The sequence below is a fragment of the Methylovulum miyakonense HT12 genome, from assembly GCF_000384075.1.
Classification (GTDB): Bacteria; Pseudomonadota; Gammaproteobacteria; order Methylococcales; family Methylomonadaceae; genus Methylovulum; species Methylovulum miyakonense.
Window position 1 is genome coordinate 1,295,005 of record NZ_KB913025.1, and the last position, 25,428, is coordinate 1,320,432.

General features: G+C 50.3%; 21 protein-coding genes and 1 tRNA gene. 13 read left to right on the plus strand and 9 right to left on the minus strand.

Translation table 11 applies throughout. The annotated features are described in order from the left end of the window. Positions 1 to 31: 31 nt before the first annotated feature. Genes METMI_RS0106745 through METMI_RS0106755 form a run of 3 tightly spaced genes read left to right on the plus strand, consistent with a single transcriptional unit; the run spans position 32 to position 4,133 of the window. Positions 32 to 370 carry an STAS domain-containing protein gene (locus METMI_RS0106745; protein ID WP_019865512.1) on the plus strand — a complete coding sequence of 113 codons (339 nt, stop codon included), beginning with the start codon at positions 32 to 34 and terminating at the stop codon, positions 368 to 370. A gap of 23 nt (positions 371 to 393) precedes the next feature. Continuing rightward, positions 394 to 816, plus strand: a complete 423-nt coding sequence (locus tag METMI_RS0106750; protein ID WP_019865513.1) for an ATP-binding protein — start codon at positions 394 to 396, stop codon at positions 814 to 816. Beyond that, the gene (locus tag METMI_RS0106755) at positions 813 to 4,133 is read left to right on the plus strand and encodes an NAD-glutamate dehydrogenase domain-containing protein (protein ID WP_019865514.1); all 3,321 of its coding nucleotides are present in this window, start codon (positions 813 to 815) and stop codon (positions 4,131 to 4,133) included. The genes METMI_RS0106750 and METMI_RS0106755 overlap by 4 nt, the downstream gene beginning before the upstream one ends. 27 nt (positions 4,134 to 4,160) lie before the next feature. On the opposite strand, the gene METMI_RS0106760 is transcribed toward METMI_RS0106755, so the two are convergent. The 3 genes from METMI_RS0106760 to METMI_RS0106780 form a co-directional block, all read right to left on the minus strand. After that, positions 4,161 to 4,637 (minus strand): YchJ family protein, encoded by a 477-nt coding sequence (locus tag METMI_RS0106760; protein WP_029151523.1) that lies wholly within the window; start codon positions 4,635 to 4,637, stop codon positions 4,161 to 4,163. A gap of 20 nt (positions 4,638 to 4,657) precedes the next feature. Then, a complete protein-coding gene (locus METMI_RS25340) occupies positions 4,658 to 5,587 on the minus strand; it encodes a sulfotransferase family protein (protein WP_019865516.1) in 930 nt (309 codons plus the stop codon). Between the two features lie 149 nt (positions 5,588 to 5,736). After that, positions 5,737 to 7,479, minus strand: coding sequence for a multicopper oxidase domain-containing protein (locus METMI_RS0106780; RefSeq protein WP_019865518.1), 1,743 nt, complete (start codon positions 7,477 to 7,479; stop codon positions 5,737 to 5,739). Between the two features lie 433 nt (positions 7,480 to 7,912). On the opposite strand from METMI_RS0106780, the gene METMI_RS0106785 reads away from it, so the two are divergent. The 3 genes from METMI_RS0106785 (at position 7,913) to METMI_RS0106800 (ending at position 12,914) form a co-directional block, all read left to right on the plus strand. Beyond that, on the plus strand, positions 7,913 to 8,443 hold the full coding sequence (locus METMI_RS0106785) for a copper resistance protein NlpE (RefSeq protein ID WP_019865519.1): 531 nt from the start codon (positions 7,913 to 7,915) through the stop codon (positions 8,441 to 8,443). Between the two features lie 122 nt (positions 8,444 to 8,565). After that, entirely contained in the window at positions 8,566 to 9,996 is a 1,431-nt protein-coding gene (gene nhaD, locus METMI_RS0106795; protein WP_019865521.1) for a sodium:proton antiporter NhaD, read from the plus strand. 158 nt (positions 9,997 to 10,154) lie between these two features. Further along, positions 10,155 to 12,914: an Hsp70 family protein gene (locus METMI_RS0106800; RefSeq protein ID WP_019865522.1), complete on the plus strand. Its 2,760-nt coding sequence runs from the start codon at positions 10,155 to 10,157 to the stop codon at positions 12,912 to 12,914. 89 nt (positions 12,915 to 13,003) lie between these two features. On the opposite strand, the gene METMI_RS0106805 is transcribed toward METMI_RS0106800, so the two are convergent. Beyond that, positions 13,004 to 13,606 carry a peroxiredoxin gene (locus METMI_RS0106805; protein ID WP_019865523.1) on the minus strand — a complete coding sequence of 201 codons (603 nt, stop codon included), beginning with the start codon at positions 13,604 to 13,606 and terminating at the stop codon, positions 13,004 to 13,006. Positions 13,607 to 13,863: 257 nt separating this feature from the next. Here METMI_RS0106805 and METMI_RS0106810 point away from each other — a divergent pair, with 257 nt between their 5' ends. After that, complete coding sequence (locus METMI_RS0106810; protein WP_019865524.1) at positions 13,864 to 14,373, plus strand: hypothetical protein; 510 nt, start codon at positions 13,864 to 13,866, stop codon at positions 14,371 to 14,373. An 84-nt stretch (positions 14,374 to 14,457) separates the two neighbouring features. Here METMI_RS0106810 and METMI_RS0106815 read toward each other — a convergent pair whose 3' ends face one another. Then, positions 14,458 to 15,309 (minus strand): radical SAM protein, encoded by an 852-nt coding sequence (locus METMI_RS0106815; RefSeq protein WP_019865525.1) that lies wholly within the window; start codon positions 15,307 to 15,309, stop codon positions 14,458 to 14,460. A 92-nt stretch (positions 15,310 to 15,401) separates the two neighbouring features. Here METMI_RS0106815 and nadC point away from each other — a divergent pair, with 92 nt between their 5' ends. From nadC to METMI_RS0106835, 4 genes are all read left to right on the plus strand, one after another. Beyond that, entirely contained in the window at positions 15,402 to 16,241 is an 840-nt protein-coding gene (gene nadC, locus METMI_RS0106820; RefSeq protein ID WP_019865526.1) for a carboxylating nicotinate-nucleotide diphosphorylase, read from the plus strand. Further along, positions 16,234 to 16,740: a flavin reductase family protein gene (locus METMI_RS0106825; protein WP_019865527.1), complete on the plus strand. Its 507-nt coding sequence runs from the start codon at positions 16,234 to 16,236 to the stop codon at positions 16,738 to 16,740. The genes nadC and METMI_RS0106825 overlap by 8 nt, the downstream gene beginning before the upstream one ends. Positions 16,741 to 16,824: 84 nt before the next feature. After that, positions 16,825 to 16,911, plus strand: a tRNA-Leu gene (locus tag METMI_RS0106830). A 111-nt stretch (positions 16,912 to 17,022) separates the two neighbouring features. Next, positions 17,023 to 17,220: a hypothetical protein gene (locus METMI_RS0106835; protein WP_019865528.1), complete on the plus strand. Its 198-nt coding sequence runs from the start codon at positions 17,023 to 17,025 to the stop codon at positions 17,218 to 17,220. Positions 17,221 to 17,321: 101 nt separating this feature from the next. Here METMI_RS0106835 and METMI_RS0106840 read toward each other — a convergent pair whose 3' ends face one another. Next, a complete protein-coding gene (locus METMI_RS0106840; protein ID WP_019865529.1) occupies positions 17,322 to 17,963 on the minus strand; it encodes a hypothetical protein in 642 nt (213 codons plus the stop codon). A 426-nt stretch (positions 17,964 to 18,389) separates the two neighbouring features. Here METMI_RS0106840 and METMI_RS0106850 point away from each other — a divergent pair, with 426 nt between their 5' ends. Further along, on the plus strand, positions 18,390 to 19,631 hold the full coding sequence (locus METMI_RS0106850; RefSeq protein WP_029151526.1) for a dicarboxylate/amino acid:cation symporter: 1,242 nt from the start codon (positions 18,390 to 18,392) through the stop codon (positions 19,629 to 19,631). Positions 19,632 to 19,821: 190 nt separating this feature from the next. Here the strand turns inward: METMI_RS0106850 and METMI_RS0106855 are convergent, their stop codons facing one another. The 3 genes from METMI_RS0106855 to METMI_RS0106870 all read right to left on the minus strand — a co-directional run bounded on the left by METMI_RS0106855 (position 19,822) and on the right by METMI_RS0106870 (position 23,259). Then, a complete protein-coding gene (locus tag METMI_RS0106855) occupies positions 19,822 to 20,673 on the minus strand; it encodes a class I SAM-dependent methyltransferase (protein WP_019865533.1) in 852 nt (283 codons plus the stop codon). Positions 20,674 to 20,934: 261 nt separating this feature from the next. Further along, the gene (gene galU / locus METMI_RS0106865; RefSeq protein ID WP_019865535.1) at positions 20,935 to 21,822 is read right to left on the minus strand and encodes a UTP--glucose-1-phosphate uridylyltransferase GalU; all 888 of its coding nucleotides are present in this window, start codon (positions 21,820 to 21,822) and stop codon (positions 20,935 to 20,937) included. Between the two features lie 36 nt (positions 21,823 to 21,858). Further along, positions 21,859 to 23,259 (minus strand): mannose-1-phosphate guanylyltransferase/mannose-6-phosphate isomerase, encoded by a 1,401-nt coding sequence (locus tag METMI_RS0106870; RefSeq protein ID WP_019865536.1) that lies wholly within the window; start codon positions 23,257 to 23,259, stop codon positions 21,859 to 21,861. Between the two features lie 680 nt (positions 23,260 to 23,939). Here METMI_RS0106870 and METMI_RS23315 point away from each other — a divergent pair. Further along, entirely contained in the window at positions 23,940 to 25,394 is a 1,455-nt protein-coding gene (locus METMI_RS23315; protein ID WP_019865537.1) for a zinc-dependent metalloprotease family protein, read from the plus strand. Positions 25,395 to 25,428 lie beyond the last annotated feature (34 nt).

Consider the following 25,428-nt stretch of genomic DNA (forward strand, 5'->3'; position numbering starts at 1 on the left):
TATAACAACCAAAACCCTTAGGAAAACCACTATGAATTTTAAGCTGGAACAAATTAACGGTTGCCAAGTGTTATCCATACTAGATGAACGCATTGATGCACACAATTCGGCGGACTTGAAGGCCGAGTTGTTGCAACTGATCGAACAACACGGGGGGGCTATCGTCGTGCAATTGGAACAAGTGCGTTTCATCGACAGTTCCGGCTTGGGGGCGTTGTTGTCGGGACATAAGCAGGCGGTTGCCAAATCCGGCAAATTGGTTTTGGTCAAGATCCAGCAGCCTGTATTGGCGATGTTTGAAATCACACGTTTGAATCGGGTGTTTGAGATTTATGCCGATTTGGATGAAGCTTCCGCAGCACAAACCTAAACCCTATAAAGTGGAGCCGTGCCATGAGCCCAGCCATCCTGCAAGTCGATGTCATCATCCCCACGCAAACCCGCTATTTGGATCTCATCGGCAGCATCGGTGAACGTATCGCCAAGGAACTGGACAGCTATTCCGGTGACCGGGAAGCCTTGGCCTATCACCTTAACCTGGTGCTGACGGAAGCGACCGCCAACGCCATCAAACATGCCCAAGACAATGAAGCCAAGAACACGGTCAGGATTTGCATACATATTGAAGACCGGCAACTGACCATTAAAGTCTATGACCACGGCCAGGGTTTTAATTTGGAAGCCGTGGCAAAACCCGATTTTGACCACCCCAAAGAAAATGGCATGGGCTTGTTTTTTATCAGGACGTTAATGGATTCGGTCACCTACACGCAGCAGGCGGACGGTAATGTGCTGGAGATCATCAAATACTTATGAACACTTCATGGAATGGACAATTGCTGCAATTGGCGGCCCGGACGTTGGGCAAAGCAAGCGCCGAATCGCTCATCCTACATTACCAGACGCTGTTTAGCGGTGAATACCAGGCTTTGGTGTCCCCGCGTTATGCGCTGCAAGACATGTTGTATTTGGAAAAGCTAAGTACGGAAGAAGCGCAAAGCGTCAGTTTATTAAGGCCATGCCAACAGATTGGCCATTTCCGCCTGCATTTTTACAGCCGACAAAAACGGTTTCTGGATGAATACATCCCGCTCTTGGAAAACCTCAGTTTGCGGGTGCTGGATCAAGTGCAGTTCCGTGTGTTGACGGCAGATGGCGGCTTATTTTTTATTAAAAGCTTCACCATCAGCGCCGCCAAAGACTTGCACGAAAGCTTCCCGAAATTACGCGGCCGGATGTTGGCGGTTTTGCAAGCGGTGATGGACGGCAAAATTGAAAATGACACGCTCAACAAACTGTGTGTGCTGGCAGGCTTGCCTTGGCAAGAAATTGATTTGCTCCGCACTTACCGTAACTATTTTTTGCAGCTGGACCACCATACTAGCCGGATCAGCTTCCATCACGCCTTAATCAACTATCCTGAGGTGGCAAAAGGGCTGTGCCAGTATTTCGAGGCGCGGTTCCGGCCCAATCCTGAGTGGCAAGACGCCATGATACGGGAAGAACAGGCTTTGTTCCCTTTGCGCCTACGTTTGTTGGACAGCTTAAAAATGGTTGCCGACATGAACGCCGACCGTATTTTACGGACGCTGTTCAACCTGATTGATGCGACCATGCGCAGCAATTTTTATGTCCGGCATGACTTGGACGAGTATTTCATTGCCATAAAAATTAATAGCTTGGGTGTCATTGATATGCCCCTGCCCAAGCCGCAGGTCGAGATTTATGTGCACGCTGTCGATATGGAAGGCATCCATTTGCGCGGTGGGAAAATTTCGCGCGGCGGTATCCGCTGGTCTGACCGTCCTGATGATTTCCGGACGGAGATTTTGGGCCTGATGCAAACCCAGATCAGCAAAAATGCCTTGATTATCCCGACGGGTGCAAAAGGTGGATTTGTCGTGAAAAAGAATGGCGGCAAATTGGATTTTCGGGCCGCCGGTAAACAGGCGTACCTGAAACTGATGCACGGTTTGTTGGATTTGACTGACAATCTTGTCGATGGCCACATCGTCGCGCCGCCAAATTTGGTCACGTATGACGACCCCGACCCGTACCTGGTGGTGGCGGCGGACAAAGGCACGGCGGCGTTTTCCGATATTGCCAATGGGGTTGCCGCCGAGTACCAGTTCTGGCTGGGCGATGCCTTTGCCAGCGGCGGCTCGCACGGTTATGACCACAAGGCCTTGGGGATAACGGCGCGGGGCGCATGGGAATGCGTCAAACGGCATTTCCGGGAAATGGGCAAAGACATCCAACACGAAGCCTTTAGCGTCGTCGGTATCGGCAGCATGGACGGCGATGTGTTTGGTAACGGCATGCTATTGTCGCCGTGCACCCGTTTGCTGGCGGCATTCAGTGGCCAGCATATCTTTATCGACCCGACCCCCCCTAGCGACGGCCGTGCTTATGACGAGCGCAAACGCCTGTTCAACTTGCCTGGCTCCAGTTGGGACGATTACGGGCGTGGCCTCATTTCCGAAGGCGGCGGCGTCTATCTTCGGGCTGATAAGGACATCCCTATCTCGCCTGAAGTAAAAGAATGGTTAGGCCTACGTTATAAAGCCCTGGATGGTGAAACCTTGATCCGTGCGTTACTGACGGCACGGGTCGATTTGTTATGGCTAGGCGGTATCGGCACTTATGTTAAGGCCAGTGGCGAAAAGCACGAAGAAGCTGGTGACCGTAGCAATGATAATGTCCGTGTCAACGCCGTAGAGTTACAGGCAACCATCGTCGGTGAAGGTGCAAACCTGGGGTTTACGCAAAAAGCACGGATTGAATTTGCCTTGTGTGGCGGGCGCATCAACACCGACGCCGTGGACAATTCGGCAGGGGTGGACACCTCCGACCATGAAGTCAATTTAAAAATCTTGCTTACCGGCTTACAGAAAAAAGCCGTCATAGCCGATTACCAAACGTTGTTCGCTGACATGACCGACGCTGTTTGCCATTTGGTGCTGGCGAACAATATTGCCCAAAGTTTGTGCTTGTCGTTGGAGCAACGGCGCGGGGTGGGGAATATCGGGCCGTACCTCCATCTTGCCGAACGCTTGGAAGCGGCGGGGTTTCTTGATAAACGCGTTGAGTCGTTCCCGCCTAACAAGGAGCTGTTGCAGCGCCCGGCGCAAACCATCACCCGGCCCGAATGGGCGGTGCTGCTGGCGGCAAGCAAACGCTATCTGACCACGCAAATCCAACACCAAGCCGAATTGCTGCACGATGATTGTTGCGGCTGTTATTTGCAGGCATATTTCCCTGGGCAACTGGCCCAACAATATCCTACGCATTTGGGTGGGCATCCTTTGGCCAAGGAAATTAAAGCGACGATGATCAGCAACAAAGTCATCAACCAAGCGGGCTGTGGCTTTTTAAACCTTGCCGCCGAAGCCGATAATGTGTTGGATGCCGTCAGTTGCTATCTGACATTTGACCGGGTTTTTGAAGGTGACGCCTTACGCGCCGCCATTGCCGCGCTGGACAATCGCATCCCTGCCGACACGCAATACCAGTGTTTTCTGCAACTGGAAAAAAGCCTGTTGATGGCCTGTTTATGGGTGTTGGGCGAAGCCCGGACGCTACGCCCGGACACCGCGACTTTGTTGGCTTACCGGCACAACTTGGTGGATTACCATGACTATTTCAAACAACACCAAAGTCCGCTGTTCGTCCAGCAACGCCAAGATTATCAACAAAAAGGGGTACCTGCCGGATTGGCGGAAGAACTGGCGATGTTGGCTTGTTTGGATGATTTCGCGTTTATGGTTGGATTGGCCGGCAACACCCAGAAAATGGCTACAATTTTGGAATTGTACGATGAGGTTTGCGGGTTTTTAGGCTTGGGCCATTTGCTTGATAAGCTAGCGCAAGTGCCTTTGCACGATGTTTGGGAGCGCATCGTCGCGGCGGACACTAAAGCCGGCCTTAAGCAAACCGTAGGCAAAATCATCAGACAAATGCTGGCCAGTCGGATTTACCAATGCGGGGACTATTTTGAGATGACTTCCGGCAAACAGGAATTGGCAAATTATCGGCGGGTTTACCAAGACGTAAGCAACGCAACGTCTGCGGATTTGTTGCCGTTTGTGGTCTTGGGCAAGGCGTTGCTCAAGTTGGTTGGTGGTTGTGGGTAAACGGCTTGGGCTTTTTTGCCTGCCACATCATTTCATGCAACAACGCTTAAACTTCTTGCCGCTACCACAAGGGCATAACCCGTTTCTGCCCGGGGCCAGGGCGTTTTCAGCGCTATCCTTAACCGTCCCGTCCAGATAAAACCAACGCCCTGCGAGCTTACGGAAACGGCTGGTTTCGCCCATCACACCTTTTTCACCCTCCTGCTCAAAATAAGCGTTAAAACTTACGGTGCCTTTACTGTCTGTCGCCCTGCCTTTTTGGATGCCGACAATTTCCAGCCGCGTCCATCGGGTCGGGTCGTTGGCAAAGCTGATACTGGCGGGCCGCGTCGTGGCATCCCAAGTCGCCAGCAAATACGCGTTATCCTGTAAATAAAATGCGGTAAAACGCGAGCGCATCAACGCTTCGGCTGTGGGCGGGAGTTTTTCGCCGGTATGGCAGGGCGCACAACACTGTCCGTAAGTTAGGCTTGAACCGCAGGGGCACTTTGAATGTTGGTCCATGGCTTGTCCGCAAGGCTAAATCAGACAAACTCTTGGGGCGAGTTGTTTAAGCTTTGCTGATGGCCTTCAAACCGGACATCAATCTGGTCGCCTGTTTCCAACAGCACGCCATCGGGAAGCCGGAACTCAAAACCACATAGTTCATGGAAGCGTTTATTGCGCTTAGGCACATCGGGGCGTGACAAATAGGTCGTGATGGTTTGCACCAAAACGCCATTGACCAGCAATTCCAACGACACCGGGTCACGGTGCAAAGTTGACAATGCCCAGCCGGAAACACGGTTGCTTGCAAGCGCATCGATATAGCCGACATAGTCTTTGTTTTTTTTGATGGCTTTGAAATTGACCAGCGTGTTGGTGTAAGTCGGCGGGGACGGCTTGATGAACTCCACGGCTTCGGCGATCTGCGTAGGGTCATCAAGGCCTAAGAATTCTGCAAGCCCCGCCACAAAATCTTCGGGGAACAGCAACGCTTTTTCATACGAGGCGATGAAAACCGGGCGTTTGGTGAAGCGTAAGAACAACAGCAATTTAAAGTTTAGGCCCAGCACCTTAAACATTTCCGATAACAGCGAAATGTTGAAAATGCTCATGCGGCGGTTTGCGGTGGCGAAGATGTCGCGGAGTATGACGACATAAACGGGTTGTCGGAACAAACGGTTCCACCGCCATAAGCGCAGTTTTTTTATACCCCAAACCGGATACTTGCCATCCCGCTCTTTGATGATTTTTTTGGCTTGCTTTTTGTCATTGCGTTTCAGGCAATCAAGCAAGGCAGTGTCCTGATAGCGGGAAGATAAGCCATCGCCCATGTAAATGCCAAGTTTTGACAATACGCCAGCGACCATCGACGTGCCGCCGCGGCCTATGCCCAAGACCAAAACAGTTTTTTGGGCCAAGCCAGAGGCATCACCGTTTAGTGTCGAATATCCGGTATTGTTTTTTTTCATAAAGACAGGCGTGATGCTGTGTTTGATAAGCGGCTTTGGGGCTTGGCGCCTTAGGCACGCGGCGATGATGGGTTTTGGCTATTTTGTGTCAGGATGGGCATCCAAAGGTTTAAGCCTTTGGATGCTTTGCCGCCAATTGCAAAACCTAATTATTTTCCGCTGACTTTTTGCACTAAACCTTGGGCAAAATCAATAATCAACTGGCGTTTGACAATTGCCGCATAGCTTAACAAACCTAATAACAGGCCTTGCAATAATTTGCTAAAAGCCGAGCTTTGTCCGACAGTTGTCCCGTCAGCACTGGTTTTGACAGGCGCAGCTTGCACGGCGATTTTGCCAGGTTTGTAATCGGCTTTCAGATCCGGCAAACCTAAGCTGCGCCATGCGTCATAATCTTGCCAGATCGGGTAATTGCCTTGCCAAAACGCTTTGGTAAAATACGGGGCCAAGCTCATGCCGTGGGCTTTAGGAATGCCCCGGTCATCCAGAAAATCTTTGTAAACCACCAAGCTGATGTCGCCGCCTTCGCCAGTGCCGTTAGTCGTAAAGGATTTTTCGACATGGTCATGGAACATCCAAATGCCTTGCCCAAAACTGTGCAAGCCATCGTCAACGCCGCTCAATTCCAAGTCTATCCGTTGGGCGGGCTCCATGCCATGCACGTCGCGCTGGATGTACGAGCTAGGGCCGTTGTCGACACCATCATAATGGGTGATGGTGGGTTTGTGTCCGTGGATGTGCAGGGCAAAGGATTCGGTGTGGCCGTTCAGCACGCGCAACTTGACCTTTTTGTCCTGCTCCATTTCAATCAGGGATTCGCGCAAGGTGTAGGGGAAGGAGCGGCCATTGAGCATGAAATAATCGTCAGTCGCATCCGTGGTGTCGTATTCCATATTCATGTGCTTGGCGATCAGGCGCGGGTCGTTGGCAGACCGGGCCACGACTTCATGCAGTTCCTTGTCCGCCGATTGGTAATGCAAATCATATTCGCGGCTGTATTTTTCCATGACCGCAACCGAAGGATGGCGCACTTGTCCGGCCCCGACGTTCAAGGTTTGCACCCAGTTGTTGGGACGGTTTTCTTCCACGATAAAAATGCCCTGCAAGCCCATCGGGATATGCGTGTGTGGCTGGACATGGCAATGGTAGTACATCGTGCCAGGTTGGCGCGGCTTGATCACATAAGTTTTAATATCGCCCGGCATCGTGTCCATATTACTGGTTTGTCCGACTCCGTCATTACCGCCACCGGAATGGTCCATAAACGGATGGTCGATACCGTGCAAATGGATGGAGTGCGGCAGGTAATGGGTGTTTTCCAAGACAATCCAAACCGTGTCATCTTGCTCTACTCGGATCACTGGCGAAGGGACGCGCAACAATGGGTTGGCTTCCGGTTCGTACAGGCTTAGCGTCGACATATCGCGGGTTTTTGGCGCGTACACCCAAAAAGTGGGCTGGATGCCAGGCGCTATGTCAAAAGTTGTAATAGGGTTTTTGACATCGGGCGAATGCCCGTTCAGCTCGACCACTTCCAGTTTGATAATGATTTTGTCAGGGTCGCCGTCGCCGTCCATATCATCCGACAGCGTGATGGCATCCGCCGCCAGTTGGGTCTGCATCAGCGTGTCCATGGAAATGCCATTCGTGCCTTTGACAAACGCGGCAATGTCGGCGGGATTGTCAGGGTTGCATAAATTGGACGCTTGGATCGTCACGCCGTCAATCACTTGTTCTTTGCGCCACTCGGGTGCCGTAAAGTTAGAACAGACTTCTTCCGGTTGCCCCATCTCAACTTTAGCCGTCGGCGGCAAGTCAGTGATCGCCTGGCTCAAGGAAGCGTTAAGGAGCAACGCCGCGCCCCCGGTAAAGGTAAGAAGTTTTTTACGCATAAGATGTCCTCAAAAAACACACGATTGACGAAAATAAACGCCGCTAAGGTAAACGGAAAGATTGACTAACTTGCTATTTTAACGCAATAAAGCCCCTAAGTCTTTCCCATATCATTAGAGCGGTAATTCCCGTTTTGCTACATTAAGTTAGTCATGGCGGCTTGGGGCTAAAAGCCACGCAATATCAGGCAATGAGAATGATCTATGATGGTTTGTGCGGAAAAGTCCAATATCAGCGCTGTCTGCGTTGGCATAGCAAAATAGTTATCCGCCTAACGTAACGGTATTATGCCAAGAGTCAATTCACAGTGCTTTGTGAATGACGTAGTATAAGCAGCCTGTTGACGTTGGGGATAATGCTGATAACCTTTGGTGAGGCAATTTTATGCACCTGCCCAACAACTCGTCCGACTCATCAAATGAGGCACTTAATATGCAAGCACAAAAAAAACAATTAAAACAAAACCTGGCATTGATATTTTTTAGCACCCTGCTGACGGCTTCTGGCTTTGCAATGGCGGAAACAGATTTCGCATCCCAAGAACGGCTGCTTAAGGCGCGGGTAAAGAACTACGAGCAAAAAATGGATCACTCGGCGCATTTAAAGCCTGTGGATAAGGCTTTGGAGTTTCATGGTGTTTTTTACGGTTATCTTCCTTGCAAAGATTGCGATGGGATTAAAGCCACCTTGTCGTTAAAACAAAACAACAATTATCTGTTAGTGACCCAGCCCGCAAAAGAATCGGCACGGGAGTTTTATGAAAAAGGCAAATATATTTGGGATGAAGCAAAGCGCACCGTTGTTTTAACGGCCAAAAAAGACTTAAGCATCCGGCAATACCATATTGAAGATGAAGGCACACTCGTCCAGCTTAACAGTGACGGGACGAAAATGCCGGATGCCGATGACTATACTCTGCGCAGAAGCGATACGGTGAAGTCGCGTGAGGTGCATATTCATTAAGACGACATTTCCAAGCCTAAATGCTTATAGGCTTAAAACACAAACCATCGTTGATGTGGCTAACAATAAGGGCTATCAAGCCTTTATAATATCTGCCCACTTCTTTAGGGACAGGTATTTTCATGAATTTTATACTTTTGGGTCTAGCCGCACTCTGTTTGCCGGTTATGGCAATTGCCGACAGTGGCACGTCCGCCGCCGCCACTATGGACTTGACCCATCATGTTATCGGATATCTATCTGTTTTCGTTACGGTAGCGGCTTATATCGCCGCCATGTCAGAAGAAGTGACAGAGCTGCGCAAATCCAAACCTATGGTGTTAGGTTCGGCTTTAGTCTGGTTTGTCATTTGTATTTACTATGCCTTGCATGGCGAAGCAAAAACAGCGGCCTTGGCTTTTGAAAGTAATTTGCTTGCATATATCGAGCTGCTGTTGTTTATTTTAGTGTCGATGACCTACCTCAATACTATGGAAGAGCGCGGCATTTTCAAGGCCTTGCAAGTGTATTTGTTAAGCAGGCGGTTTAGTTACCGAAAGTTGTTTTGGATAACTGGCGGTTTGGCTTTTGTTTTATCCACGGTGGTTAATGGCCTGACGATTGGCTTATTAATGGGGTCAATTGCGCTGGCGGTGGGTAAGAAAAGACCTGAGTTTGTTGCTTTAGCGTGCGTCCATATTGTTTCCGCCACCAACGCAGGTGGTACTTTCAGCCCTTTGGGCGGTATTTCGACCTTATTTGTTTGGCAACACAAAATCCTGCATTTCACTGAATTTTTCTCGTTGGCCATTCCCTGTCTGGTCAACTTCCTGGTTCCAGCTTGCATCATGCACTTTTGGGTGCCCAAAGAAATCCCCGAAGCCCTTCAAGAAAAAGTGCTGCTACGACGCGGCAGTAAGCGCATTATTTTCCTGTTCATACTGACTTTAACGATCACCGTCAGTGCAAACGTGTTGCTCGAATTGCCTCCTGCGGCGGGCATGATGGCGGGCTTGGGGCTGCTGCAATTTTTTAATTTTTATCTGAATAAAACAGCGAATGAGAAAGAAAGTGACTTTGCCCATGTGTACCGCTTTTACAATTTGGAAGTGCCAAAAGCCAATAGCAACCGGACATTTGATGTGTTTAAAAATGTCGGCAATGTCGATTGGGATACGCTGTTGTTTTTTTACGGCGCGATGATGATTATCGGGGCCATTGGTTTTATTGGCTATCTGGATGCGATTGCCCAGTTTTTATTCGGGCAAATCAACCCGACCTTAGCCAACATCATGATCGGCCTATCCTCGGCGTTTGTTGATAACGGCACCTTGATGTTCGCCGTGCTGAACATGCACCCGGATCTTCCCGCAGGCCAATGGTTGTTGCTGACCTTAACTTTAGGTGTCGGCGGCAGTTTGTTGGCAATCGGTTCCGCGCCCGGTGTCGGGATGCTCGGCCATATTAAAGGTTATTACACGTTTACCGCCCACATGCGCTGGATGCCTGTGATTTTATTAGGCTATTTCGCTAGTGTCGCCGCTCATTTCTGGATTAATGCCCGCTATTTTTAGCAAGGCCCATACACAAGCAAGACGGTAAAGCCGTATGTATGGGGCGTTAGAAAAATACAGGCCGCGTTGCGGCTTTGTCGTCGATCCCAATTTGCAAAATTGCGGTAGCTGTGTAATAAACCTAAAAGCATCTTTCACTATTAGAATAATTACAAACCGTGCAAAATCCAGCTTCAAAATTTTTAGTCGGTATCGACTTAGGGACCACCCATACCGTTGTTGCTTATGCACCAATCCACGGCGACCATAAAACCGCCGACATCCAAATTTTCCCTATCGAACAATTGGTTGCCCCAGGACAGGTGGCGGCAAGGCCGTTGTTGCCATCAGTGCGCTACCATCCCGCTGAGGGCGAACTGTCCGCCGCTGATGTGAGTTTTTCTCCCGCTGGCGAAGCCGCCGTGATTGGCGAAGCGGCACGGGTGTTAGGGGCGAAAACCAAGGGCCGCTTTGTCACCAGCGCGAAAAGCTGGTTGTCGCATCCTTCCGTTGACCATAGCGCGGAAATTTTGCCCTGGGGCAGCGGTGAGGAGATCAACAAAGTCTCGCCGATTGATGCCAGCGCCAGTTATTTGCAGCATATCCGCACCGTGTGGCGGCATCAATTCCCTGATGCGCCCTTGGAGCAGCAAGATATTGTCATTACCGTGCCTGCGTCATTTGATGAAGCGGCGCGTTCCTTGACTTTGGAAGCGGCGAAAATCGCAGGGTTACATCAAGTGCGCTTGCTGGAAGAGCCGCAAGCCGTGTGTTACGACTGGTTACGCCGCCATACGGGCAAGCTCCAACAAGCGTTGGCAGATGTGCATTTATTGCTGGTCTGCGATGTCGGCGGCGGCACGACCGATTTGACCTTGATTAAAGTCGAGCAAGGCGACCATGAACCTAAATTGACCCGTATCGGCGTGGGCGACCATTTGATGTTAGGCGGCGACAATATCGACTTGGCTTTGGCGCATCTGGCGGAAAGCCGTTTGGGTGCGGCGGACAAACGCCTGTCTGCGGCGGACTTTTCGCAATTGATCGAACAATGCCGGATCGCCAAAGAACGCTTGCTGGCGGAAGATGCGCCGGAGCAAGTCAATGTGACCTTACTCGGTGGCGGTTCCAAGTTGATTGGTAGTTCGCGTTCGGCAATTTTGGCCCGCGAGGAAGTCAGGACGATCGCCTTGGATGGCTTTTTCCCGCTCTCCGGTTTGGCAGATTTGCCCGAACGCAAACGCAGCGGCGTGGTGGAATTTGGTTTGCCTTATGCCGCCGAACCTGCCGTCAGCAAACACATTGCAGCGTTTTTAAAGCAACACAAACTTGCCGCCCAAGAAGCCTTGGGTGGCGAGGCGTGTGTGCCGGACGCATTGCTGTTAAACGGTGGCGTGTTCCGTAGCCAACCGATTACCCAACGTTTATTGGCTTTGCTGGCTTCGTGGCGCGAACAAGCTCCTGTATTGCTGGAAAACCAGCATCCTGAATTGGCGGTGGCGTTTGGCGCGGTCAGTTATGCCGTGGCCCGACGCGAGAAAAAACTCAAGATCGGCGGTGGCGCGGCGCGGAGCTATTTCTTGTTGGTCGATACCGATGACCAGCAACAAGGCGTGTGCATCTTGCCGAAAGGCAGTGAAGAAGGCGACGAGGTCATTTTAAAAGACCGCCAGTTTGCCTTGCGCTTGGGGCTTCCGGTGCGTTTCCATTTGGCTTCGACTACAGGCGACAACGGGTTCAAGCCGGGCGATGTCACTGCCATCAGCGATGATTTCCATTCCCTGCCGCCGCTTGCCGTGGCCTTGCAAAGCGATGGTGGTTCGGCGGCCAGCGAAGTGGTGGTGCAATTGGCGGTCACGCAAACCGAGGTTGGCACGTTGAAAATCCAATGTGTCGCCGTGGATAACCCGCAGCAACGTTGGGACGTGGAATTCCAAATCCGCAAAAAAAGCCGTGCTTCCACGCCAGCGGATGTGGCTTTACCAGCGGAAAAAATGCAGCGTTTGGAAGATAAAATCCAGACCATTTACGGCACAAAATCCAAGCAAGTTGATCCAAAATCGGTAAAAAACCTGCGGGCCGATTTGGAAAAAATCGTCGGTAGCCCGCGTCCAGAATGGGCGACCCCTTTGCTCAGAAGTTTGTTTACGATGTTGCTGGAAGGCAGTAAATATCACCGCCGTTCTGATAACCACGAACGGATATGGTTGAGCTTGATCGGTTTTTGTTTGCGGCCCGGATTTGGTTATCCGCTGGATGATTGGCGGGTTGAGCAATTATGGAAACACTATCCGAACGGTATCCAGTTTGTGAATGAAATCCAAAATTGGACCGAATGGTGGACGCTGTGGCGGCGGATTGCCGGGGGCCTAAATGCCGCCGCGCAAGAGCAATTGTTCAACGACATCAGCAAATACCTCAATCCCGCTTCGGCTCGCCAGCCAGGCGTTGCCAAGCAATTGAAAACCCGTGGTTATGAAGAGATTGTCCGCTTAGCCGCAGTACTCGAACGATTGCCGGTGGCGCAAAAAATCCAATTGGGCGAATGGCTATTGCAACGTCTGGAAAAAGTCAGCGAACCCGATCAAACGTGGTGGGCGGTCGGGCGTATCGGGGCACGGATTCCTTTTCATGGTAGCAGCCACAATGTCATCCCCGCCGAAACCGTTGCTAATTGGTTACAAAGCATGTTGCAAGAAGATTGGAAAAAATCCCCCCATATCGGTTTTGCGGCGACTTTGATTGCGCGGATGAGCGGTGACCGTAGCCGAGATATTGATGATGCGTTGCGGATGCAAATCATCGAAAAACTTAAACTCAGCAAAGCTCCTGTGTCTTGGGTATCGTTGGTTGAGGAAGTGAAAGAACTGGATGAGAAGGACGAAAAGCAAATTTTTGGCGAAGCTTTGCCGCCTGGGTTGAAGCTCATTAGCCAGTAGCAAAACGTCTTATTTTCAAGCCAATAAAAAAGGCGCGTTGCCAAAAGCAACGCGCCTTTTTCGTTTCAGCTAGATTTAGCTAAAAACGCTTACAGTTTGTCAGCGTTTTTGTCCAAATATTCAGCAACACCAGCAGGGCTGGCGTTCATGCCTGCATCGCCTTTGTTCCAACCCGCTGGGCAAACTTCGCCATGTTCTTCGTGGAATTGCAATGCGTCGATCATACGCAACATTTCATCAATGTTACGGCCTAATGGCAGGTCGTTGACGACTTGATGACGTACCATGCCACTTTTGTCAATCAGGAAAGAACCACGGTAAGCCACGCCTGCACCCGCTTCAACGTCATAAGCTTGGCAAATTTCGTGTTTCAGGTCAGCCGCTAATGTGTAACGGACTGGGCCGATGCCGCCTTGGTTGATTGGGGTGTTGCGCCAGGCGTTGTGGGTGAAGTGTGAGTCGATAGAAACACCGACCACTTCTACGCCACGGCTTTTGAATTCGTCAATGCGGTGGTCAAATGCGATCAGCTCGCTTGGGCAAACGAACGTGAAATCTAATGGGTAGAAAAATAACACGGCATATTTGCCGCTAGTGCTTTCAGAAAAGCTGAATGAATCGACTATTTGACCGTCACCTAAAACGGCAGGAACAGTAAAATCAGGGGCTTGCTTACCAACTAATACGCTCATTGATTGTCTCCAAGGGATTGAAAAATAAAGTTATATTTATGTTCATCAGCCACTGTCGCAGTGGGTCGGGGCTTATTCTACACTAGATCGCTCAGGAATTGTCTAGTGCGGAAAATTTTTGCTTGCATTTGGGGAGCCTTTAGCGATAATTTGTTACAGTAACGTTACAGATTGGTTAACAATTTTTTAAAAGCATAAGAAAAAGGCGGCATAACCTTGCCGCTAATAAACTATAATTATTGGGGAAGGGTATTTCCATGGACAAAAACAAACACATCACTGAGCCCGATGTTTTCGGGTATCAAGTCCGCATTGTCAGGCGAGGCAAAGAAAGTAGCCGTTATTTTTCGCATAAGCTGTGGGGCAACCGGAACAAATCACTCCAAGCCGCCATCACGTGGCGCGACCAGATGTTGGTCGTGCTGAAGGGCAGTAAAACCCGGTTCTTAAAGCCGCCTAAAAATAAAACAACAACAGGCTTGACCGGTGTTTCCAGAACCATCAAATTCGACCACCGCAAAGACAAAAGCTATTTATGCTACACGGTTTTCTGGGTTTGCAATGGCAAAGCCCGGAATAAAACCTTCCAAGTGGGCAATGTCGAGAAAGTCACAGCCGATGATGAGTTGCACGCCTTCCGCACCGCCCGTCTGTTTAGAAGCTGTTATGAGTATGCGATAGACAATGATTTGGAATTCCACGATGAAAAATTCTTAGGGTGGAAGAAAGCGCGGCTTTATGAAGATGAAAATTTGGATGTGGTGTAAAGGCTAGTCCCAACAACGTTGGTCAAGTGGAAAACAGCTAACACCCTTTAATGGGATGTTAGCTGTGAAAATAGGGATAAACTTTCAAACGCTTACCGTCACCTCAAAGCCCAATTCCCGGATTTCCCCCGCAAACGCTTCCAAAATATCTGCAGGCAGCTTTGCCAACTGTTCCGCTTCCGGTTGTGCCGAGGGTCTGGCAATCGTGTACAACATAATCCTGCGTACATTGCTATGTTCCCAAACCTGCTTTAACACTTCCAGGTAGGCCTGTTTTTCCGTATCAGGTAAGCCGCGTCCGGCAAAATCAAACAAACAGGTCTGTAATTTGGTCGGGCATAACTGGCTGGCGATCAGCAGGTTCTCCACCGCCGCTTGGCAGCTCTGGGTGGAGTTATTGACCAGCCTGCGGCCTTCCTCGGTGGCGCTATCAAATTTAAACCAAATTTGCCCATGATATTCATTTAGCACCCGCAGGCCTTCCTGCACTCTAGGCAAATGGATTAGGCTGCCATTGGAAATCAACACGTAATCGCTGCTAGGGAAAACCCCCGCTTCCGTGGCGATTTGCCCGATCAAACCGACCGCCCGTGCAAATTCTTTGAGGGTGGTCGGCTCACCATTGCCGGCGATGGCAATATCTTTGATAACCCGTTTGTCTGCGTCCACTTCAAAACGGTCATAAAAATCGCCGTGCAGCACGTCGTCAAGAAAGAGCCTTAGTTCTTTCGCCAGCAACTCAAAATCAATGTCAGGGGCGGCGCCGATGCTCAGGTTGGGGACTTGGCAATAGACGCAACGCCAGTTGCAGGTATTGTTGGTATTGAAGTTGATGCCGATGGACAAGCCGCCCGCCCGTCTGGACAGCACCGGATAGATGTAAGTTAGGCCGATAATGTCGGCACGGTGGTTATTGACTGATAATTTCGAACCCATGAACTCTGCTTAGTAATGACTTTTTAACCATGTTATTCTACGGGTTTATGACCGATTGATTTGATTTTTTTGGACACCTTAAATTAACTACCATGCCCAATTCCGTAAGCACAGCTGATATTCAACATTTTCTTAACGAAGATGTCGGTTCCGGCGACCTCACCGCCGCCATCATCCCAGAAAATCTCCGCGCCCAAGCCCAGGTCATCACCCGCGAAACTATGGTGGTGTGTGGCCAGGAATGGTTCAACGCCGTGTTTGCCGCGCTTGACCCTGCTGTCAACATCGTTTGGCAGGTTACCGAAGGCGATACGGCTATCGCCGGTACGCGGTTATGTTCTTTGGATGGCAACGCCAGGGCTTTATTGACAGGCGAGCGCACCGCCTTGAACCTGCTGCAAACGTTGTCCGCCACCGCCACGGTTTCCAGGCGCTACGCCGATGCGGTGGCGGGCACAGGCTGCAAGGTGCTGGATACCCGTAAGACCTTACCAGGGCTGAGAAAGGCGCAAAAATACGCCGTGGCCTGTGGCGGTTGCCATAACCATCGGATCGGTTTGCATGATGGCGTGCTAATCAAAGAAAACCATATCATCGCCGCCGGATCCATCGCCAACGCCGTAAAGGCCGCGCGTCAGCATCCGGGCATTCCCGTTGAAGTCGAAGTGGAATCGCTAGCGGAATTGACTGAAGCGCTGGCGGCGAAACCGGAGCGCATCATGCTCGATAATTTCACGTTGGACGACTTGCGCAGCGCCGTCGCCCTAACGGCCGGTGCAGTCGGGCTGGAAGCTTCCGGTAACATCAGCCTGGCGAACATCCGGGCCATTGCCGAAACTGGCGTGGATTACATTTCCATCGGCGCGTTGACCAAAAACCTGCAAGCGGTTGATTTGTCGATGCGCATCCAATTGGCACAAGCCTATGAATGAAACCCTACCCGAGCTGTTAAAGCATATCAACACAGGCGTCTACGTCATTGGCGTCAGCGACGGCGAACAGCGCCATGCCTTTACCGCCGCTTGGGTGATGCAAGTCTCTTTCAACCCCCCACTGTTGGCGATCAGCATCAATCCGCACAACTATTCTTACCAATTGCTGCAAAGTGGCGGCGTGTGCAGCGTCAATGTCTTAAGCCAGCAACAGATGGCTATCGCCGAACATTTTGGGCGCAATGATTTGGCTGACAAAATGGCAGGCTTTGTCTGGCAACAAGACCGGACTGGCGCACCGGTCTTATCCGCTGGCTTGGCCTATTTCGATTGCCGCGTCAGCCATTACGCCGATGCTGGCGACCATAAAATCGCCTTTTGCCAAGTGCTGGCGGCAAAAAAACTGCGTGACGGCAAACCTATGTTGTACGTGCAAACAGGTGAAATGGATGGCGGCAGCCAACTTTATAAGAAAGATTTGAACGGGCATAAACCTTAGCAGGGCGTATTTACAAGCAAGCACATTGACAAAAACCAACGGTATCAGTATAGTTCGCCCTCACTTAGCTTTACTGCATCCTCTGCCGAGGTGGTGAAATTGGTAGACACGCCAGCTTCAGGTGCTGGTGGGCGCAAGCCCGTGAAGGTTCAAGTCCTTTCCTCGGTACCAAGCGTTGCTTAAGGGCTTTAATAAGATTCAAGAACCCGCAAGCTTTAAGGCTTAGCGGGTTTTTTATTGCCTTAAAAATTGTGGCGTTATTTTACTAAAATTGAGATATATATGATTGAAATCATTGCGTTGTGCTTGTTGACACTGGCTGTTACAGCTTGTTTCTTTTCGTTTTTCCCGGAAGCCAATGTCGCCAAGTTACAGGTGCCAAAAGATTCGATGTTAAGGCGGCATTTCTTGACACATTTACGGCACGAAAATCCGGCGCTAGCCGCCAAACTGGAAAAACAGCTGGCAAAAGCTAAGTAAATCGGTCATCTACCTTATAGGCTGTGTGACCACGCTTTGCTGCCCCGAAAAAAAACCGCCCGAAGGCGGTTTTTTTTCGGCGTTAATGTTGTATCGCTAGCTTATTTAGGTATGACGGGGACATAACCATTCGTCAAACGGACGCTGTAAGCTACCGGGGTTGTTACGGTGGTGTCGGCACGGATCAGGTTGATTTCAACGTAATAGTCGTAATTTTGGAAATCAAAGGTATGGTTGAATTGTTTCACTTCTTCATGCGCCACGACACTGGCTGACAGGTTGCTGTTGAAGGTCGCGACAGTCGATTCGCCCAGTGTTGCCCGGCTGACTTTCCTCAAGGCTGCGCTCACTTGGGCTTTGGTGCTGATGCCGTCAGTGTCCTTGTAGCCGACAATCAGGGAATTCCAGCTTGGGCTTATCCAAGAAGCGGTTGAGCCAAATACGTTGGGGTTGGCCGGCACGTAATCATAGATAGGCGTGACATTGCAACGCACGGTGATGGGTTGTGGCAGGAAGAAAGGGCTGCTACCGGCACCGCTGACGTTGCTGCCAAGGTAGCGGAATTGCGATAGCCAGAATTCGTATTTTCCGGCGGATGATTCATCGACGGAGCAGGAGGATGCCGTTGCGGTCCAAGCGGGCAAGGAATCCAGCCAACCTGCTGGCAAAGCTGATGCGCAGGTGGCGGTGGCGATTGCGCTGGTGGCTAACAGGGCTTTTAATGTGTTGCGTAATGTTTTCATGGTCGTTCTCTCTAGTTAATGTGTAAGGTGTGTGGTGTTAAGATGCATCTATTAAAATTTTAAAGGTTTGTCTGGATGCTTCGGACAGTTCATAGCTTACGCTTGTCACACCTTCATTGCTGTGATGCAGTTACCTGAAAAGATTGGATTATTTACCAGCATAGGCTGATAAATTGCCTTTATCCCCAAATCCCGCCAGTATCCCCAAAAGTACAAAAACGCTAGGGCAAGCATTTAAGCCCTTTCCTCAAACACGATGGCAATTTAGTTGCCTGATCGGATTATTGGCAATCAGCAGCCAAGCTGGTTTGGTAAACAGGTAACTTTTTACGGTGCCCTATCGCCAATCGGTTAAAATCGCCGTGAAGGTTTTGCAAAATGCAACCATCAGCCAAAACTTTTGCGGTTAAACGTAAGCGGGGTGTTATGCGGGTGTCTTTAAATACACAGATGTTGCTCGGCGTGTCCGCCGGCATACTGGTTGGCTTGCTATTTGCCGAACTCGGCCCTGATGCCGCACTGGCGCAATCAGGGCTTTATGTCAGCGGCCTGATTGGCAATTTGTTTATTGATTTGTTGAAAATGGTTCTGGTGCCCCTGGTGTTTACGTCCATTGCCGTGGGGATTGCCAATTTGCGCCTGCACCAGCAAATGCACCAGGTTTGGCTTTCTACCTTAGGTTTTTTTGGGTTGTCGACGACGGCGGCGATTATCTTAGGCCTTACCGCGTGCAACCTGTTTGAGCCTGGCAGAGGCTTAAGCCTGGATGTGTTCCATAGCGCCATGCACAATTTTGATGCCAAGCAAATGACCTTGACGGATTTTATCGCCAAATTTTTCCACGGGCTGTTTGTCAATCCCTTCGCCGCGCTGGCGGACGGCAATGTCTTGGCGATAGTGGTTTTTGCGTTATTCCTGGGTATCGCGCTGGTCAAGGGCGGTGACCGTTACCGCAATATCCTGGTTTTATTGCAGGAAGGTTTGGAAATTACTTTACGCATGGTCGGCTGGATTATGCATTTGGCCCCGTTCGGCATTATGGCGTTGCTGACGCGATTGGTCGCCACGCAAGATATGGGATTGTTGGCGGGCCTTGCCAAGTTTGTCGCGGTGGTGATAGGGACGACACTGGTGCACTCGTTAGTGGTGCTGCCGCTGATGCTGTACGCGGTCACCCGTATCAAGCCGATGGCTTTTTTCCGGGGGGCGCGTGAGGCTTTGGTCACCGCTTTCGCCACCAGTTCCAGCTCCGCCACCTTGCCCGTCACGTTACGTTGTGCCGAACAGCATTTGCATGTCAAGCCGGAAATTGCCGGGTTTGTCGTCCCGTTAGGCGCGACGGTCAACATGGACGGGACGGCCTTGTACGAAGCCGCCGCCGCATTGTTCGTCGCCAATCTGGCGGGGGTGGAGCTCAATTTTGTCCAGCAACTGATCGTGTTTTTTACTGCGATGATCGCTGCCATCGGTGCGCCCGGCATCCCTAGCGCAGGTATGGTGACCATGGTCATGGTGCTGCAATCGGTGGGCTTGCCTGCCGAAGCCATCGCCATTTTGTTGCCGATAGACCGCTTGCTGGACACTTTCCGTACGATGGTCAATGTGCAAGGGGATATGGTTGGCAGTTTGATTGTGCAGAGGTTGGTTAGGGCCACAACGCCTGCATAAGATTTGCTGGTCCACTGCCATTAAGAGGGGTAATTTTGATGGGGGGGATATTTCTGTCCATTACCCGATGAAGCCCTTTGCTGTGGCGTTTTTTTACCAAGAAGCGTTAGCAAATTTGGCGGGGTTTATTGTTTGTAGTGGACAGAATTGACGGTTTGGTGAGGGTGCAAATACGGGTTCGAATGGCCAGTTATTTTTGCATGGCGAATATTTGGTAACGATGCAAGCCTAAGCGGGCGACCAAATGCTGGAAACGGTAAAGTTTAATCATCTCTTTGGCATCTTGGCTATTCGGCTCGGTAATTTTTTCTAAAAATTTATAAGTTGGCAATGTCCCGGCGGTAATGTTGCGGATTTCTAATAATGAAAAGCCCTCGGTAGCAGCCAATTGCTTATAGCCAGACTCGCTTATTGGTTCGGCAATCTCGCCAAAATGTTTTTTCAGCAGGCTAATGTAGGGCAGGCACATCAGGGCGAAAAGTATAAACGTAGGGCGGTAGGCAATAAAATCTGAAAAAACTAACCGTCCGCCGGGTTTAAGGACACGGTAGGCTTCTTTGAAATAATCAAGCCGCGACGGGAAGTTAAAAATACATTCCATGGCGATCACCACATCAAAACTGGCATCAGGATAGTCAAGCTTGCAAGCGTCGCCAACTTTGAAATCGACAGTATTGCCCGAGCCTATCCTAGGGATTACATTTTGCCGGGCCCGTTCTATCTGGCGGGGATCTATATTGACACCGTACAACTCAAGGTTTTGGTATTGTTGGTTGAGTAAATCTAATGAACCACCAAAGCCACAACCCGTGTCGAGTATTTTTAGGTTGTCAGTGATGGCGGCGAGGGCGAAGTGTTGTTCTGAAAGTTCGTTGGCGGCGGCTAAAAAACCGGTCAATGAAATATCGGCCGTTTGCGGTTCATGCCAATAACCCCAATGCACATGGTTCCCAAAAGCTTTTCCCATAACCGAATCTTCGTTTTTTAGTTCCTCGAAGATCATGTCAAAATAATGCGGTGTCGTATCGTTTGTTGTTTTCATGGCAATTTCTTAAATGGATTGGGTGGCTTTAAGTATAGACGGCATCTTGTTAAAATCAAAAAATGCAAGGAATTCAGCAGGGTGATGGTATTTGGCCCATTTGCAAGAGCTTAGTGACCATCCTTCCGGGCTGGATTTTTTGAAGCCAATGCGGGTAAGCGTACGCAATGATAAAGCTATCCCCGTTTCTAAAGGGTGGCAACACGGAACCGTGTTGCCACCCATTTGCCATGACTAGGTCAAAAAGACTGGTTTTTAAACCTAAATTTTGTGGGTTTTGACTAAATTTTTCAGATAAGCCAAAAAGTCATCTTTCAAGTCCTTATGCAGTAAACCGTGTTCGACGGTGGCGATCAAAAAGCCCAGTTTAGACCCGCAATCGTAACGATGGCCTTCAAATTCATAAGCCAACACTTGTTCATCGTTCATGAGCGCAGCAATCGCATCGGTCAATTGGATTTCGCCACCGGCACCACGGCCAGTGGTCTTGATTTTATCGAAAATGGCGGGGGTTAAGATGTAGCGGCCTACGACCGCCAAGTTTGATGGGGCATCTTCGGGCTTTGGTTTTTCGACAATGGTTTCAACAATGCCATGGGCGCCGATAAAATCACCCGTTTTGACTATCCCGTAGCTGCCCGTGTCGGCGGGATTAATGCGTTCAACACCCAGAACCGAACAATGGGTTTCTTGGTAGACTTTAACCATTTGCGCCATACAGCCGCGGTCTGCGTCTTCAATCAGATCGTCCGCCAATATGATTGCGAAAGGCTCGTCACCGACGACAGGGCGTGCGCAATAAACGGCATGGCCTAGGCCCAGCGCTTCGGCCTGGCGGATGAAAATGCACGAAACATGGGGTGGTACGGTGTTGCGGAGCAAAGCCAGCAATTCGGTTTTGCCTTTGGCTTCCAGTTCCTTTTCTAATTCGTAGGCCTTATCAAAATGGTCGGTGATGGCGTTTTTGCTACGGCCCGTGATAAAAATCATGGTGTCGATGCCTGCCGCGACGGCTTCTTCCACCGCGTATTGGATTAGCGGTTTATCGACTATCGGCAGCATTTCTTTAGGGCTGGCTTTAGTTGCAGGCAGAAAGCGCGTTCCTAAACCGGCGACAGGGAAAACGGCTTTGGTAATTATTTTACTCATTTATTTTTTCCTTAAGATATTACGGGGGGTAAGGGGTTAAATGCGTCCGTAAACGTCATCAAAACGGACAATATCATCTTCGCCTAGATAGCTTCCAGATTGCACTTCAACAATTTCTAGCGGGATGACACCGGGGTTTTCCAAGCAATGGACGATGCCCAAAGGGATGAAGGTGGACTCGTTTTCAGTGAGCAAAAGCTTTTCATCACCGCGTGTGACCAAAGCCGTGCCCCTGACCACCACCCAATGTTCGGCGCGATGGTGGTGTTTTTGCACTGACAGTTTGCCCCCCGGTTTGACTACCATGCGTTTGGTCTGATGGCGGGCGCCTTCGTCAACTGATTGGTAATGCCCCCAGGGACGGTAGACTTTGCGATGGACATCGGCTTCGCTGCGTTGCATGGTTTTCAATTGCGCAACAATATCTTTAACTTCTTGGACGCGGTCTTTCGGGGCGACCATGACCGCATCATCGGTTTCGATGATCACCAGGTTGTCCACGCCAATAGCGGCCACCAGTTTGTTTTCGGCATAGATAAAAGAATTGCGGCTGTCAACGGTCAGCACATCGCCGCTGATGGCGTTGCCAAACCCGTCTTTGTCGGTCACATCCCATAAGGCCGACCACGAGCCGACATCATTCCAGCCTGCATCCAGCGGGATCACCACCGCTTTGTCGGTTTTTTCCATGATGGCGTAGTCGATGGAATCGGATGGGCAGGTGCTAAAAATACCTTTGTCTATCCGGGTGAAGTCGAGGTCGGTTTTGGCCGCATTCAGGGCTTTCCAGCATATCTCCAGCATGGCCGGATTATACTTTTCCAGTTCACTGAGGAAGCTGCCCGCAGTAAAGGCAAACATGCCGCTATTCCAGAAATAATCGCCGCTTTGCACATAAGCGGTGGCGGTTTCCAAATCGGGTTTTTCAACAAAGGATTCAACTTCAAAGGCGGCGCCTTGCTGGGCTTTTGCCCGTTTGATATAACCGTAACCTGTTTCCGGTTCGCTGGCGACAATGCCAAAGGTGACCATAAAGCCTTGTTGTGCCAGCTGTTGCGCCTGGATGACGGCTTGGTGGAAGAGGGGGATATTGCTGATCACATGGTCGGCGGGCAATATCAAGAGGACATCATCTGGGGAACTTGCAGACAAAGCCGCCATTGCGACAGCGGGGGCGGTATTTTTACCGACGGGTTCCAGAATGATCGCGGCGGGTTTTATGCCGATTTCCCAAAGTTGCTCCGCCATCATGAAGCGGTGGTTTTCATTGCAAACCGCAATCGGTGCTTTTAACCCAGGCAGTCCGGCCAGTCTGAGCAGGGTTTCCTGCACCATCGTTTGCTTGGATACCAGGGGTAGGAATTGCTTAGGATATTGTCCACGGGATAAGGGCCAAAGCCGCGTACCCGAACCGCCTGACAAAATGACAGGGATCATAATATTTTCCTTAGTTGTTGTAGAAGTCGGTGTACTGGAAACCAGGGATAGCATAACCTGATGGGGGTTATTTGCTGGCATTATACTGACGCGATAGCCAATAATGAAAGTGCATATATCACAGCCAGCCTTTATGGCGGGCCGGCTTAGTTTATGCTGGTTTTTCTATCCGCCGTTAACCATACCAATCCGGTTATGCTATTTGTAAAACGGGTAGTTAAAAACTGATGTTACGCAGTCATTTTTGTCTTGTTGAAAAATGAGGTATAGAGTCGCTATCGCGACAGTTTATTTAAAGTCGGTTTCCGCACCGACAAGCGGGATACTTTCTTTTGCGCCGCCTCGGCAACTGCTCCTGCGTTGCCCTACCTCCTGCATCCTTGCAGTTGAAAAGAAAGTATCCAAAGAAAAGGCGTCCCGGTTGCCGCTTTTGCCTTGTGCTCCTCGATTTTGTCGGGGATCGGCAGAAAAGGGGCTTCCTGCCCCTCTGCCGATGCGCGGCTTCCTTGCCGCGCCCCTGCGGGCTGATCCCGACAAAATCTGCGGTGCTCGGCGCGGCAAACGGGAATAAAAAGACGTTACTGCGTAACGTCAGTTAAAAATTTGGTTATAATCGAACACAAAAATCCCCGCATAAAGCGCCTACTTATCCAGTATGGCCCCACTTACCTGAGCTTATTATGATCAGAATCGAAAACGCTAAGGCCATGCTGCTTGCCATGGCATTAATACCCATCACCGTGTCGGCCCAGAATGTCCGGCATTTCGGTTTGGGAATGTCCGGGTCTTTGCAATTGCATGATTTGCCGGCGAGCCGTTTACGCAGCAAGCTTGAGCGGCTGCCAGCAAGAAAACGTAAAAAATCCATTGATGCCTTACGGAAGTTCTCATTTACCGATAAAGACCTTGCTTATTTGGATGCCGACAATAATGGCCGTGTGTTGTTTGTGGACAGGTTTCTGTTGCCTGCGGAACCTTCTACAGCAATCGCCAAGGGAGACATGCAAGTGCCTTTGATCAGCGCTAGGGATGCGTTTTCATTACATAGCCGTCCCGGCGCCAAGAGAATCATTTACCTGGACTTCAATGGCATGGATGTGAGCAATACCGCCTGGAATGAAGGGGCGGCAACAACTTTTCAGGCACAAGCTTATGATACGGATGGCTCGCCGGAAACGTTTAGTGCCAGCGAACTTAACAGTATTGCGGAGATATGGCATCGTATCGCCGAAGACTATATGCCGTTTAATGTTGATGTGACCACTAAAGAACCCAAAATTTTTGGGCCGACTGTCGGGCGCATTTTAATTACCCGGAATGTCGATAAAAACGGTGTGGACATGCCTTATTCCAGTGCCGGTGGTGTCGCGTACGTCGGGTATTGGGGGACGCCAATTTATACTTATGCTTCACCCGCCTTGGTTTATTACAACAACTTAAGTGGCGGGTCCGCCCCTGTCGTTGCCGAAGCGTCATCCCATGAAATGGGCCATAACCTTGGGTTGGCCCATGATGGCACCCCGTCCGATAGTTACTATGATGGGCAGGGTACTGGTTTTGTGTCTTGGGCACCCATTATGGGCAACAGCTATTCAAAAAATGTCACCCAATGGAGCAAGGGGGAGTATCTGGATGCCAACAATACACAGGATGATATTTCGATTATAAAAACTAACTTGGGGTACCGCCCTGATGACCATGGCAATACCTTGGACACCGCCACGCCGCTGGTCATTGGTGCAAATGGCTTAATTGCCGCGACGAACCCTGAAACCGACCCGTATAATGCCGATAAATCCAACAAAGGGGTCATCGGCAGATTGAATGATGCGGACTATTTTTCCTTTTATGCCAATGCCGGGACCATTAACATTACGGTAACCCCGGCCTGGGGGGCTTTTTACAATAGCGGCCATCGTGGGGCTAATCTGGATGTTTTGGCAACTTTGCATAGGTGGGATGGTAAGCTGATCCAAAAAAGCGACCCTATTAATGAAACCAAAGCCGTTATTGCTAAGGCCGTCCCCGCCGGGCAATACTTTTTAGCTATCCGGGGAACTGGTAATACGGTAACCCCATATTCCAAATATGATAGCCTGGGCCAGTATTTTATTAACGGGACGGTGGCGCCTTAGTTTGTTAGATTTTGGTTGTCCCGTTTTTGGGGCG

Coding starts and splice junctions, on each gene's coding strand:
- METMI_RS0106805 (WP_019865523.1), bottom strand. CDS start 13,606: ATGAGCGTATTAGTTGGTAAGCAAGCCCCTGATTTTACTGTTCCTGCC.
- METMI_RS0106855 (WP_019865533.1), bottom strand. CDS start 20,673: ATGAAAACAACAAACGATACGACACCGCATTATTTTGACATGATCTTC.
- METMI_RS23315 (WP_019865537.1), top strand. CDS start 23,940: ATGATCAGAATCGAAAACGCTAAGGCCATGCTGCTTGCCATGGCATTA.
- METMI_RS25340 (WP_019865516.1), bottom strand. CDS start 5,587: ATGAAAAAAAACAATACCGGATATTCGACACTAAACGGTGATGCCTCT.
- METMI_RS0106850 (WP_029151526.1), top strand. CDS start 18,390: ATGCGGGTGTCTTTAAATACACAGATGTTGCTCGGCGTGTCCGCCGGC.
- METMI_RS0106755 (WP_019865514.1), top strand. CDS start 813: ATGAACACTTCATGGAATGGACAATTGCTGCAATTGGCGGCCCGGACG.
- galU (WP_019865535.1), bottom strand. CDS start 21,822: ATGAGTAAAATAATTACCAAAGCCGTTTTCCCTGTCGCCGGTTTAGGA.
- nadC (WP_019865526.1), top strand. CDS start 15,402: ATGCCCAATTCCGTAAGCACAGCTGATATTCAACATTTTCTTAACGAA.
- METMI_RS0106760 (WP_029151523.1), bottom strand. CDS start 4,637: ATGGACCAACATTCAAAGTGCCCCTGCGGTTCAAGCCTAACTTACGGA.
- METMI_RS0106780 (WP_019865518.1), bottom strand. CDS start 7,479: ATGCGTAAAAAACTTCTTACCTTTACCGGGGGCGCGGCGTTGCTCCTT.
- METMI_RS0106835 (WP_019865528.1), top strand. CDS start 17,023: ATGATTGAAATCATTGCGTTGTGCTTGTTGACACTGGCTGTTACAGCT.
- nhaD (WP_019865521.1), top strand. CDS start 8,566: ATGAATTTTATACTTTTGGGTCTAGCCGCACTCTGTTTGCCGGTTATG.
- METMI_RS0106815 (WP_019865525.1), bottom strand. CDS start 15,309: ATGGGTTCGAAATTATCAGTCAATAACCACCGTGCCGACATTATCGGC.
- METMI_RS0106785 (WP_019865519.1), top strand. CDS start 7,913: ATGCAAGCACAAAAAAAACAATTAAAACAAAACCTGGCATTGATATTT.
- METMI_RS0106810 (WP_019865524.1), top strand. CDS start 13,864: ATGGACAAAAACAAACACATCACTGAGCCCGATGTTTTCGGGTATCAA.
- METMI_RS0106825 (WP_019865527.1), top strand. CDS start 16,234: ATGAATGAAACCCTACCCGAGCTGTTAAAGCATATCAACACAGGCGTC.
- METMI_RS0106870 (WP_019865536.1), bottom strand. CDS start 23,259: ATGATCCCTGTCATTTTGTCAGGCGGTTCGGGTACGCGGCTTTGGCCC.
- METMI_RS0106745 (WP_019865512.1), top strand. CDS start 32: ATGAATTTTAAGCTGGAACAAATTAACGGTTGCCAAGTGTTATCCATA.
- METMI_RS0106750 (WP_019865513.1), top strand. CDS start 394: ATGAGCCCAGCCATCCTGCAAGTCGATGTCATCATCCCCACGCAAACC.
- METMI_RS0106840 (WP_019865529.1), bottom strand. CDS start 17,963: ATGAAAACATTACGCAACACATTAAAAGCCCTGTTAGCCACCAGCGCA.